The 12514-nt window shown below is 33.0% G+C and carries 14 protein-coding genes and 1 pseudogene; 10 read left to right on the top strand and 5 right to left on the bottom strand.

The window, feature by feature from the left end; all coding sequences use genetic code 11:
• Nucleotides 1–206 (top strand): annotated as a pseudogene (locus ACJ5GX_RS05085) (hypothetical protein); the annotation flags it as partial.
• A gap of 81 nt (nt 207–287) precedes the next feature.
• The gene (gene lepA, locus ACJ5GX_RS05090; protein ID WP_007301936.1) at nt 288–2084 is read left to right on the top strand and encodes a translation elongation factor 4; all 1797 of its coding nucleotides are present in this window, start codon (nt 288–290) and stop codon (nt 2082–2084) included.
• Nucleotides 2085–2323: 239 nt separating this feature from the next.
• Here the strand turns inward: lepA and ACJ5GX_RS05095 are convergent, their stop codons facing one another.
• Both ACJ5GX_RS05095 and ACJ5GX_RS05100 read right to left on the bottom strand, forming a co-directional pair.
• A complete protein-coding gene (locus ACJ5GX_RS05095; RefSeq protein WP_007301937.1) occupies nt 2324–3196 on the bottom strand; it encodes a hypothetical protein in 873 nt (290 codons plus the stop codon).
• A gap of 95 nt (nt 3197–3291) precedes the next feature.
• Nucleotides 3292–3663, bottom strand: a complete 372-nt coding sequence (locus ACJ5GX_RS05100) for a glutaredoxin (RefSeq protein ID WP_006015443.1) — start codon at nt 3661–3663, stop codon at nt 3292–3294.
• A 68-nt stretch (nt 3664–3731) separates the two neighbouring features.
• On the opposite strand from ACJ5GX_RS05100, the gene ribF reads away from it, so the two are divergent.
• From ribF to ACJ5GX_RS05120, 4 genes are read left to right on the top strand one after another with little or no spacing between them, the layout of a single operon-like run.
• Nucleotides 3732–4664: a riboflavin biosynthesis protein RibF gene (ribF, locus tag ACJ5GX_RS05105; protein ID WP_019236620.1), complete on the top strand. Its 933-nt coding sequence runs from the start codon at nt 3732–3734 to the stop codon at nt 4662–4664.
• Entirely contained in the window at nt 4661–5137 is a 477-nt protein-coding gene (lspA, locus tag ACJ5GX_RS05110) for a signal peptidase II (RefSeq protein WP_007301940.1), read from the top strand. The genes ribF and lspA overlap by 4 nt, the downstream gene beginning before the upstream one ends.
• A gap of 4 nt (nt 5138–5141) precedes the next feature.
• The gene (locus ACJ5GX_RS05115) at nt 5142–6470 is read left to right on the top strand and encodes a M16 family metallopeptidase (protein WP_026097227.1); all 1329 of its coding nucleotides are present in this window, start codon (nt 5142–5144) and stop codon (nt 6468–6470) included.
• Complete coding sequence (locus ACJ5GX_RS05120; protein ID WP_052264654.1) at nt 6457–7779, top strand: M16 family metallopeptidase; 1323 nt, start codon at nt 6457–6459, stop codon at nt 7777–7779. Before ACJ5GX_RS05115 ends, ACJ5GX_RS05120 begins: the two co-directional genes overlap by 14 nt.
• Here the strand turns inward: ACJ5GX_RS05120 and purN are convergent.
• Nucleotides 7773–8339, bottom strand: coding sequence for a phosphoribosylglycinamide formyltransferase (gene purN / locus ACJ5GX_RS05125; RefSeq protein WP_007301943.1), 567 nt, complete (start codon nt 8337–8339; stop codon nt 7773–7775). The two genes, ACJ5GX_RS05120 and purN, sit on opposite strands and share 7 nt — an antisense overlap.
• 266 nt (nt 8340–8605) lie before the next feature.
• Here purN and ACJ5GX_RS05130 point away from each other — a divergent pair, with 266 nt between their 5' ends.
• Nucleotides 8606–9022 carry a hypothetical protein gene (locus tag ACJ5GX_RS05130; protein WP_007301944.1) on the top strand — a complete coding sequence of 139 codons (417 nt, stop codon included), beginning with the start codon at nt 8606–8608 and terminating at the stop codon, nt 9020–9022.
• On the opposite strand, the gene ACJ5GX_RS05135 is transcribed toward ACJ5GX_RS05130, so the two are convergent.
• Nucleotides 9015–9536: a Na+/H+ antiporter subunit E gene (locus ACJ5GX_RS05135; RefSeq protein WP_052264653.1), complete on the bottom strand. Its 522-nt coding sequence runs from the start codon at nt 9534–9536 to the stop codon at nt 9015–9017. The genes ACJ5GX_RS05130 and ACJ5GX_RS05135 overlap by 8 nt on opposite strands.
• 103 nt (nt 9537–9639) lie before the next feature.
• On the opposite strand from ACJ5GX_RS05135, the gene ACJ5GX_RS05140 reads away from it, so the two are divergent.
• From ACJ5GX_RS05140 to lgt, 3 genes are all read left to right on the top strand, one after another.
• Entirely contained in the window at nt 9640–10551 is a 912-nt protein-coding gene (locus tag ACJ5GX_RS05140; protein ID WP_007301945.1) for an ankyrin repeat domain-containing protein, read from the top strand.
• Nucleotides 10552–10639: 88 nt separating this feature from the next.
• Nucleotides 10640–11089: an SsrA-binding protein SmpB gene (smpB, locus tag ACJ5GX_RS05145; protein ID WP_007301946.1), complete on the top strand. Its 450-nt coding sequence runs from the start codon at nt 10640–10642 to the stop codon at nt 11087–11089.
• A 6-nt stretch (nt 11090–11095) separates the two neighbouring features.
• Entirely contained in the window at nt 11096–11887 is a 792-nt protein-coding gene (lgt, locus tag ACJ5GX_RS05150; RefSeq protein WP_007301947.1) for a prolipoprotein diacylglyceryl transferase, read from the top strand.
• A 214-nt stretch (nt 11888–12101) separates the two neighbouring features.
• Here lgt and ACJ5GX_RS05155 read toward each other — a convergent pair.
• Nucleotides 12102–12514 (bottom strand): hypothetical protein (locus ACJ5GX_RS05155; protein ID WP_495292772.1); only part of this gene is annotated, 413 nt, incomplete at its 5' end.

Below are 12514 nucleotides of genomic sequence, written 5' to 3' on the forward strand. Positions count from 1 at the left end.
ACAGTGATGATAGTATTAGAATAATAAGTGATAGACCAACTGATGCGGATTTAGAAAAAAATAAAGATGTAAAGATTAAAGTTGGTGATGCTTACCTAAGCCTTGCTGATGCAGTAAAAACGTGTAGACAGCAAGAAGATCCAAGTAGCACAGTGAAGCAAGCATCAGCTAATGAGCATTGCCGTCCATTGGCAAGGACAGCTTAATGTTTTTAGCAAAGAGAGATATAAGTAATTGCTCTTGTAATACTTAAAATGTAAAATAGATCTACTTAAATAAGTAGATCTATGAACAATATAAGAAATTTTGCAATAATAGCACATATAGATCATGGGAAGTCAACTCTTGCTGATCGTTTGATAGAAGAATGTAACGGTCTTGAGACAAGGGAAATGACCAATCAGGTACTTGACTCAATGGATATAGAGCGTGAACGCGGAATCACAATCAAAGCACAAACGGTAAGACTCAATTACACTGCAAATAATGGTAATAAATATTGCCTCAACCTCATGGACACACCAGGTCATGTTGACTTTTCATATGAAGTCAGCCGAAGCTTAGCCGCATGTGAAGGCTCACTTTTGGTAGTAGATAGCAGCCAAGGAGTTGAAGCTCAGACTCTGGCAAATGTCTACAAGGCAATTGACAATAATCATGAGATAATAGTTGTGCTTAATAAAGTCGATCTTCCTGCTGCAGATCCAGAAAGGATAAAGCTTCAGATTGAAGAGGTAATCGGAATTGATGCAACTGAGTCAATTTTGATATCGGCAAAAACTGGTCTTGGGATAAAGGATGTACTTGAAGCTATAGTGACAAAACTTCCCGCTCCTCAAGGTGATACAAATGCTCCACTGCAAGCAATTTTAGTTGATAGTTGGTATGATCCTTACCTAGGAGTAGTAATTTTAGTGCGAGTTAAAAATGGAGTACTAAAAAAAGGCATGAGAATCGTTATGATGTCTAATAATGCTACATATCAGGTCGATAATATCGGTATTTTCACTCCTAAAAAAGTTATGACTGGTGAACTTTCAGCAGGTGAAGTTGGTTTTATAACTGCTTCAATGAAAGAAGTAGCAGACTGCAAAGTAGGAGACACTATTACTGAAGAGAAAAGGCCGTGCAGCAAGGCATTACCTGGCTTTAAAGAAGTACATCCTGTAGTATTTTGCAGTATTTTTCCCAATAACACAGATGATTTTAAATATTTAAGGGAAGCACTAGAAAAATTACATTTAAATGATGCTAGTTTTACATTTGATGCTGAAACGTCAAATGCCCTAGGTTATGGATTTCGTTGCGGTTTCTTAGGAATGCTACATCTTGAAGTCATTCAAGAAAGACTCGAAAGAGAATTTGATTTAGATCTAACAGCAACTGCACCGAGTGTTATATATAAAGTTGAAACACAAAATGGTAAAGTTTTAAATATCCATAACCCAAGCGATATGCCAGACCCTACAAAAATTGAAATAGTGGAAGAACCGTGGATCACTGCAACTATAATGGTACCTGATCAATATTTAGGAGAGATTCTATCTCTGTGTGAAGAGAGGAGAGGAGAACAGCAGGATTTATCTTATGTTGGTAATACGACAACAGCACTACTGAAGTATAAATTACCGCTGTCTGAGGTTGTTTTTGATTTTTACGATAGACTAAAATCAATTTCCAAGGGATATGCAAGTTTAGATTGGGAAATATCCGATTATCAGGAAAGTCAGATAGATAAATTAAGTTTTTTAGTTAATGGAGAACCTGTGGATGCGTTAGCCTGCATTGTTCATAAAAGCAGGGCAGAAAAAAGAGGCCGTGAAATATGTGCACGTTTGAAAGACTTGATACCACGCCAGCAATATAAAATCGCGATTCAAGCGGCAGTAGGCGGAAAAATTATTGCTAGAGAAACGATTAACCCGTATAGAAAAGATGTAACAGCCAAGCTCTATGGTGGAGACGTTACACGAAGGATGAAGCTGCTTGAAAAGCAGAAGAAAGGTAAGAAAAGATTGCATTCTGTAGGAAACATAAACATCCCACAAAATGCTTTTATTGAGGCTTTGAAAATAAATGATTAATATATATTCAAAAACATAAATTTAAAGAACTAAGTGATATTTTCTCAATAAATTTACTGACATTGATATGGGTAAATTTGAAATAGCTATGTGAATTTGTAAAACACTATATAAGATACCATACAACGAAATCATCCCAGTGTTAAACGCTGGGATGACAGAGAGCAGCTCAATTGCTCCACTCAATCAGTAAAAATCAGATATATGTAGACATTGGCTAAAACCATTCCAACAACATTTTAGTGAAACTTAACAAGCTTATCTATAGTTTTAGTGATGATTCTTGGAGTATTTGGAGAGACTTCTGAGCCCAGTCTATTTAACCGCTCTATAGCAAACCCGCTGTTCTCATTTATTATGAAATCACATAAAATATTTTCTATATCTTTAATAACACTTTCATGCTTTCTCAGAGGATGGTTATTCGGATATCTATGAATGGTTTTGATGCTAGAATACTCAACGAAAGCTTGATCTTTAAAAGCAAGTTGTCTCAATTTCTCTTTGAATTTTTCTTCTTCATCTCTTGCTAAAAGGCAAGACTTTATCAGTGATTTTATAATCGAGTTTATAGCCTGATGTATTTCAGAATGCACTATAACTTTGATGATATTTTCTTCCACTATGCAATCATAAGTGCTTTTTTCGCTCTTTAATGACTCTATAAGCATTTTGCTATTTTGCGAATTCAATTCCAGATTCTCTTCACTTATAGGAGTCATTATAAAGGTATTCTTATTTACCCTGATGTAAAATTGTGGCAACCCTTTAGAACAGGCAAATGCTACATCCTTAGACTCAAGTGCGTGATTGTATGAAGAAGAAAGGGTGCTTGCTATAACGCTACTTGGTACTTTCATTCCATGATTACTTAGGTGATTTAACACATTCTCAACATCATGATATGTAAAACCTGTATCTTTTATCAATTCAACAACTTCTATGCAATTGTGTTGTTTATACTCTATTGTCACTTCTTCTGTAAAAAGAGTTTTAGCTGCTATATGCTTATCAAGCACTGTGAAAATCTTGATGAAACTCTCTAAATCTTGTTTGTTAATTAATTCAATACTAATTAAGTTTTTGCTAACAATTATAATATTTTTTATCATTTTTTCCCACTAAAAAAACTCACTAGATGAATTGTATTTTTAATTCATTAAAAATTGTTTAAAGTGGGTATGCCAGCAACAGTAAGACAAAAAAATCACATAAAATCTTCATTATGTATTATATTACATCCCTCGTGTTCATCACTGCCGCTTGTGTAAGCTGTTGCATTAATGCTATCTTCATTGTTATTTAACATATTATCCAACTTTCCTTCTTTTTCAAGATCCATCAATTTGTCACATCCAGCAATATGATGTACATAATCACCATTTTCATCAGTAATAAAAATTTGTGGAACTGTCCTGACGTTATATTTTGATTTTATACCGTCAAACAAATCCGAGTTTCTAAGTACATCAATTTCTTCGTATTTCACACCTTTTTCATCCAATAACTCTTTTGCTTTCTTGCAGAATGGGCAGTACTTCTTCACATATATTACAACTTTTCCTTTAGTGTTTTTCACGATTTATCTCCATAGTTCATAAAATACAACTATTATATATAAAAAATATATATAAAATATCAAATTGTATGAAAATTATTTACAACTGTGAGCAAGGGATAAAAGATAATGTGGCACTAACTTTCGGAAATTTCGATGGCGTTCATTTAGGACATAAGTTTGCAATTTCCAATCTAAAGAAGGTAGCACAAGAAAGAGGATTACCCTCTGCAGTTTTAACTTTTGAGCCTCACCCATCAACTGTTTTATTTAGTAGGAACAATTTTAGGTTAATAGACCAAGAACAAAAAAAGGAACTAATCAGCAGCTATGGTATAGATTACTTGTATATTATTAATTTTAATAGAGGTTTTTCTGAGGTTAGCTGCGATGACTTCATTGGTAAGATTTTGGTAAAGAAGTATGGTGCTAAACATATAACTGTTGGAGAAAGTTGTACTTTTGGTCACAAACGATTGGGTAACATATTAACTCTAGAAAAATATTCTCAGATGTATGAATATTCTTTAACTAAATTAGAGCCATTGATAATCGATAGAAAAATTTGCTCTTCTTCCTCAATCAGAGAGTGTTTACAAAAAGGCGAAATAGAAATTGCTAATAAATTGCTTGGTAGGTCTTATCAAGTTTCTGGTATTGTAACAAAAGGTGCATGTAGAGGTAGAGAAATAGGGTTTCCAACCATAAACATTCCGATAGAAGATTACATGATAAAACCTAAGCTTGGTACATATTACGCCAAAGTTGCATTTTCTGAAAATAGTTCAAGTTGGCTATATGGAGTAGTCAACATTGGTATGAGACCTACATTTAAGGACTTAAAAAAACCTATAGTAGAAATGCATATATTTGACTTCAACGAAAATGTATACAATTTTAAGGTTGACATACAACTTTTAAAATTTATTAGGGCAGAAAAAAAATTCCATAGTATTAACGAGTTAACAAAACAGATAGACCGTGATATAATGAAGGCTTACCAGTTAAAGATAAACTTATGAAAAGGATATGTTTAGTTATTATATTGATTATAGTATCATTCGATCAAACAAGTAAATTGTATATAAACTCTTTGATTGATGAGGGGGAGTCAATCGAGATTACTAGTTTTATGAAATTAGTTGAAGTTTGGAATTCAGGAATTAGCTTTGGAATGTGTAGTACTCTGCCGCATGGCAGCTTCTTTTTTTCAGCATGTTCAATATTAATAATTGGTATACTTGCATACTTGATATATAAATCTAATGATAAGTCAATTTACCTTAGTTTTTCTCTGATGATTGGTGGAGCGATCGGAAATGTAATTGATAGAATCTATTGGGGAGCTGTATATGACTTCATATATTTTCATATCAATGATTGGTATTGGCCAGCCTTTAATTTAGCAGATCTATCTATAGTTTGTGGAATGTGTACATTGTTATATAAGTGGTATATATATGATAGGTCTATCTCTAAGCAAAATGAGGAATGAAATAATGCTTCGCAAATTCTTTAGTTTTTTTATACTATCTGTGTTTTTTTTCATTTGTCCGATTTCTTTGGAAGCTGAAATCATAAAGCATGCTAAGCTCAGTAACGGATTGGATGTTTATGTAGTACATAATCACCGAATTCCAGCTGTTTTTCATGCAATAATATATAAAGTTGGGGGAATGGATGACCCAATTGGCAAAGCAGGATTGGCTCACTACTTTGAACACTTAATGTTTGAAACTACAGGAAAATTTAAAGACATAGAATCCACTTTGGGCAGCATTGGGGCCCAATTTAATGCTTTTACCACTAAAGAATACACCTGCTACTACGAATTAGTTCTCAAAAAAGATTTACCACTAGCAATGGAAATTGAAGCAGATAGAATGGGCAATTTTGATGTTACTCAAGACAAAATAGATAGAGAAAAAAATATCGTATTAGAAGAAAGAAAGATGAGATTTGATAATAATCCTGAAGCTTTACTATGGGAGGAAATGAACAGTGCATTTTATCGTAATGGTTATGGTAGGTCTGTTATTGGTTGGGAGAGCGATATTAAAACTTACAATCAAGATGACATAACAAGGTTTCATGATAACTATTATCATCCAGGTAATGCTATACTGCTCGTTGTTGGTGATGTAGAATTTGAAGAAGTAGTGGGATTAGCAAAGGAAAAATATGGTGCAATTAAAGCTGAGCCTGTAGTGAAGCATTATCCGAACCAAGATTCAATACATAATGCAGATATATCGGTAATTTTAGAAAGCACTGAAGTAAAAGAGCCAGTTTTATACTTTCGCTATAGTGTTCCTTTATTTGAGCAAATAAGTGAAACTTTTCCTGTTGATTTGGCAGTTGATGTTTTGGGGAATGGCAAGTCTAGTAAGCTATATAAAGATTTAGTTCTAGATAAGAATGTAGCAGTAGAAGTGTTTGCTTATTATAATAGCTTAGCTTTTAGTAATGGTTACATTGAGATTCGGGTAACTCCAAAAAGCGGGGTGAATTTGGATGCTGTTGCAAGAGAGTTAGAAAATTCTATTAATCACTTTAACTCTGAAGGAATAACAAGTGAAGAGTTGCAAAGTACAAAGTCTAAATACAAAGCAGCACAGCTTGATAATCTATCTGATTTAACTAATATAGCAATGTTTTATATACCACGTCTAGCACTAGGTATTCCACTTGATGAAATAGACATTTCATATAGCAAAATTAATGATGTCAATCTAGAGGATGTAAATAATAAAGTTCACGCTATCTTTTCTACTAATAAATTAGTTGGTCGTTTGCTACCAAAAGGAGGTAATAATGAAGATAAGTAAATATGTATTTCTATTTTTTTTCTGTCTAGGCTTTAATTTGCAAGCAAGCAGTCACTTAAATATAGAGGAGGTTACTACTAATAAAGGATTTAAGTTTTTATTTGTTGAAAACCATGATCTACCAAAAGTTTCACTTAATATATCATTCAAAGATGCAGGCTACGCACACGAAAACGCGAAAAAACAGGGGCTTGCTTGGTTTACTTCTCTTGTAATTCAAGAAGGAGCAGGAAAAAATGATGCCAAAGATTTTGTAAAAAAGCTTGAGGATAAAGGAATTAGTTTAAATTTTACTGCTGGTTTAGAAGCATTTAGGGTTTCATTAAACACTTTATCTGAGAATCTAGAGGATGCAATTTCACTACTGAGTGATGCTATAATGCGCCCTAAAGTTGATCCTGAGGGGTTAAATAGAGTATTCGAAAAAGCCAAAGTAAACTTTAATAATTTTGAAAAAGACCCTTATTTTATTGCTGCAAAAGAGTTAGATACATTGTTGTTCAAAAAACATCCTTACTCAAGAGATCCATATGGAACTCTAGACACTATAATGAACATTACTAGAGACGATGTTTTAACATACATAAAGCGTAGTTTTACTAAGGATAATATCGTTATTAGTATTGTTGGTTGTGCAACAAAAGAAGAAGTTAGTACGCTGCTCGATAAATATTTATCTAAGTTACCATCAAAAAGATCGAAAGTTAGGAAGGTATCTGTAAAAAATGAATTTGGGCCTGCAGAAAGTAAGAGCGTTTTTATGGATATACCACAGAGTGTAATACTTTTTGCTCAAAAAGGCATAGCATATGAAGACCCTAATTACTATAATGCTAGTGTTTTGATTAATGCGCTTGGTGGTATGAGTCTAAACTCAATACTGATGAAAGAGTTGAGACAAAATCTAGGTATTACTTATGGTGTTAGTGCACGTAATGTTCCTAATAAGCATGGAAATATTATATCTGGATTTATGAGTACTGATAGTTCCACTGCTAGCAAAGCTATATCAGCAGTAAAAGATACATTTAGCAGAATAAAAGAGGAAGGAATTGACGAACAATTATTCAAGGATGCAAAAACCAGTTTAGTAAATAACCTTATCTTCTCTTTTCTATCCAATAATGCGAATACAGCAACGTTACTGGATAGTATGCAGATAGATGATCGTGATATTAACCATATAAATAATTATGCAAATATCATTAATGATGTTCAATTGGAAAAAGTAAACAAGCTGGCAAGTTCTTTACTGAATCCTGAAAATTTATTTTTTGTTGAAGTTGGAAGAAACGCTCAAGGTCAATAGTTAATACCTTCTACTATTGATCTTACTGCTTTTACATAACACTTATGCTCTTCAGCTAGAATGCGCTCTGAGAGACTGTGAACATCATCATTTGGTAACACTGGAACAGTAGCTTGAGCGATTATGGCTCCAGCATCAATTTCAGGAGTAACATAATGCACAGTACATCCTGTAATTTTTACACCCGCTTTCAGAGCTTGCTCCTGAGCATTTAGGCCCTTAAATGACGGAAGTAAAGAGGGATGAATATTTATAACTTTGTTATGCCATTTATTCAGGAAATTGGCCTTTATAATTCTCATAAACCCTGCAAGGCAAATTAAATCAACCTTATGTTGAACAAGTATTTCATGAATTTTATCAGTATCAAGTGGCTTATCTTCAACAACAAACGCTGAAACTCCTGCTTGCTTTGCTATTTTAAGGCCTCCAGCTTCACTATTATTTGTGATAACACACACAGTTTCAGCAGGGAAATTCTGATCTTGACATGCTTCTATTAAAGCCTGCATGTTTGATCCTCTACCTGAAATTAGTATTCCGAGTTTTATCTTTTTCATTTTAGTGCAGCCGTAAGAATGGATATTAATAAAATAGCTCAAAAGGAAAGTTTATTTTAGAATAAATACTATTGTGTAGCAATATTTTACACTGCTGAATAACATGGAATTAAAGAAATCATTCAGTTTGAAGTAACTTTAACATTTCATTTTAGGAATATTATACAATTTATGGTAAATAAATGCATATTTTTATGGCTGCGTTATTATTTATTTAACAAAGTATTAGTATAATTTACTACACTGAATTAAATGGAGAAAATTCAATGAATAAATTACCAAGCAATGCAAAAACAAGCAAGTCTCAGGTTACTCAGTGGGAGGTAATAAAAAATTGTGAATATTCTGATAATTGTTTATCAAAAGTAGTAACTTTATACGTCATTAAAATGGCAGAATTATCAGATATTTATACGAGTAATGAACCTGAAATTAATACTATACTTACAAGAATAAGCATAACAAGTGAAAATGCATTTTTAAATAAGGTTGTTGATATTGAAATTATGGAGGGCATTTTTCCGTACAAATTCAACAGCAAGAAGAAAAATAACATATCAAGGCTAGAAGATTTGTACAATTATTTATGTTCTACTGTTATTGATAGCCTTCCAAAAGAAATGCTTGAAAGCCTAAGAAGAGAATACAGAGACGCTGTTAACTTATTTAAAGCAATTACTTAACTAGGTGTAACATTTTTAAGACTTTACCTTCTATTTCAGAAATGCCACTTTCAAGATCTTTATCTATCAAACATATGGTAGATAAATATGTTTTCTGCTTCTTTTCAACATTGATAGTTAAAGTTCCAGGAGTAATCGTAACCGAGTTAGCAAATAATGCAATGGTCTTATCATTATGTCCTATGCATTCTCTTACAATAACAATTGGCTCAACTGTAGATTTGAATCGTAGCACCTTTTTTGTTACATAAATACTTGAAAAAATAATTTGGTAAATTAGCCAAGGTATATAACTTATAAGCTGATAAAGTAACAGCCTACCACTATCATTTAGAATTTGACTAAGGGCACTTTCAGCATCAATTAACCTTTTAAAGATAATCAATGTGAACACAGAAGAAAATACTCCACAGAGAATAAAAAAAGGCTCAAAATAACCAGACAATGTAATCCATAGAGAAGACAAAATCACAAATGATAGAGAAAAAAACTTAATATTTTGCCTGACTTTCATGATTTGGAGTATAACTTAAATGATTTTTTAGAAAAATAAAAAGTTCTTGATTTTTGTGTCAAAGAACATAATAACCAAGTTATTTTAATAAGTAGTGGAGATTATGACGCTTGATGATTTTCTAAAAATGCTTGAAGAAATAAATGATACTTCAGGTTTAAGCAAGAACAACATAGTTGAACGAATAAAAATAAAATTAGAAAGAATTGATTTACGGAGGTGGGAAGATAGTGGATTTAATATCAATCATATATTCACTACACATAGTGATCTAGATCCTGTAGAAACTACATTGTTGCATTTTGCTGCTAAGAGTGGCTATGAGAACATAGTAATAGCTCTAATTGAATATGGAGCATATGTTGATGCATGGGACAGCGATGGATGCACTCCTTTACATTTTGCTGCTGAATGGAACCACAAAGGCATATTAGATATTTTAATTGAAAGTGGAGCAAATGTTAATGCGTGGGACAATGATGTATGTACACCTTTACATCTTGCTGCCGAAGGTGGGAATGAAAGTGTAGTAAGAGCTCTAATTGCATGTGGAGCAGATGTTAACGCGCAGAACAATGATGGACACACTCCTCTACATTTTGCTACTAAGAGTGGCTATGAGAACATAGTAATAGCTCTAATTGAACACGGAGCATACGTCGATGCGTGGGATAATTATAGAAGCACTCCCTTGCATTTTGCTGCTGAAAGTGATAATGAAAACATAGTAAGAACTCTGATTGAACATGGAGCATGTGTTAATGTGTGGGATAGTTGTGGACGCACTCCTTTACATTTTGCTAGCGATCATGAAAGTATAAGAGATATTTTAATTGAAAGTGGGGCATATGTTAGTAAACAGAACAATAATAGATATGCTCCTTTACACTTTGCTATTGAATGGGGCTGCAAAGATGTGATAAGTTCTTTGTCAGGTAATGCTAGTCCTAGGGCTGAAATGGCAGTAGGAAGAGTGGAACAAATTACACTTGCAGGAAGATTGGAGCTTTTTTAACCAAACTTGCATTTACTGAGATAATTGTTTTGTTATGAATTAAACCAAAAGTTCTGTAATATATTGAAGCTTAAAGATATCTTTAGATATGGAAGTTATTGCAGAAAATAGAAAAGCAAGGTTTGAATACTTTATCTTAGAAGAATTTGAAGCAGGTATGATCCTCTTAAGTAGTGAAGTGAAATCACTAAGGGAAAGAAAAGCAAACATTTCTGATGCTTACGTTACTGAAAAAAAAGGTGAAATATGGCTAAACAATATGCATATCGCAGAGTATAAAGCTGCAAACCAAAAGAATCACAAGCCAAAAAGAGAACGAAAATTGCTTTTGCATAAAAAAGAGATAAATAAGCTAATTGGTCAAATCAAAACCTCTGGAATAACTGTTGTGCCACTTTCTATCTATTTTAATGATAAAGGGTTGGCAAAAACTAAAATTGCCATTGTGAAAGGAAAAAAACTCTATGATAAGAGAGCAACCATAAAGCAGAGAGAGTGGGAACGTGAGAAAAGTAGATTGTCTAAGAATAATTTGTAGTAAAATATGTCTTTAAGTCCAGTTATTTTTAGCATCGGTCCTGTTTCTATATATTGGTACTCTTTAGCATATGTTTTGGGTATAGTTTTTGCATATTGGTATTTACATAAGCTAGACAATCAAAAAATATTTACTAAGAATTTTTACGATTCGTTATTAACAGCCGTTATTATAGGCATTATCCTTGGAGGTAGGCTTGGGTACGTATTGATATATGATCCAGTTCTCTATATAAGCAATCCTATCGAAATACTAAAGACCTGGGAAGGAGGTATGTCATTTCATGGCGGTGCTATAGGAGTTTTGCTTGCAGTAATAATCTCCTGTAGAAGACATAACATTCCTATATTTTACACACTGGATCTAATTTCTTGTGGAGTTCCGATAGGTTTACTTCTAGGCCGCATAGGTAATTTTATAAATGGAGAGTTATTTGGCAGGGTTACAACTATGCCGTGGGGTATGGTATTTCCAGAAAGTGGTGATAATTTATTGCGCCATCCAAGCCAACTTTATGAGGCATTTTTTGAAGGAGCGCTACTTTTCGTAGTTGTAAATTCACTATTTTACTTGAACAAAATGAGATTGTATTATGGTGCAACAACTGGAGTTGCAGTTATGTTGTATGGAGTAGCACGTTTTATGGTTGAATTTTTCCGCGAGCCAGACTATCAAATTGGCTATTTATGGTTCAATTTAACTATGGGACAGTTGCTTTCTATACCTATGATTTTGTTGGGAATGCTTATATATTTAGGTGCGTTGAATTTTAGGTTTAATACAAAATCTATTCAATAGACAAGAGGTAAGTTGAATAAAAAAATATAGTAGAAGTTTATCTACTACATAGCATGTACAACTGTACGAACTTTTCGTGTTGCAGAGAATAAACGTGAGGGCACAAACCTTTTGTTGCATAGCTATGAAACAAACTTAGTAGCTACTGACCAAATTCATTATTAAGTAGATATTCATTTTTCAACAAAATCCCCTTGATTTAGAAGCTACTCTATTAAAACATATTTTTAAACTTTTGCCAAAACCCTGGTTTATTATCATTAACCTTTGTGAAGGCTATGTTTAAACTGTATCTTGGATCGTTTGGCACATCATATCTAATATTCAGTATTGAAACTTCGTTTTTATTATGAACAGAAACATCGTCATATGATAACTTTGTCGTGTAGCACTTTATATGCTTTTGCTTATCATATACTATATCACCTGATTCCCCTTCTAGTTCTACAAATTTAGTTTTTTTCTGACATTCTTTTATTTTTATTAGATCCTTGTCTAGTGATATTGAAACCGGTAGTGTATTACCAGCATACTCTTTAGCTAAAAGCTCACTTTGAGGATACATTTTTATTTCCCTTCCAAAATGTGAGTCTATAAAATTATTGCTCCAAAATTTGTCTCCAGAAT

The organism is Wolbachia endosymbiont of Tuta absoluta, assembly GCF_059414725.1.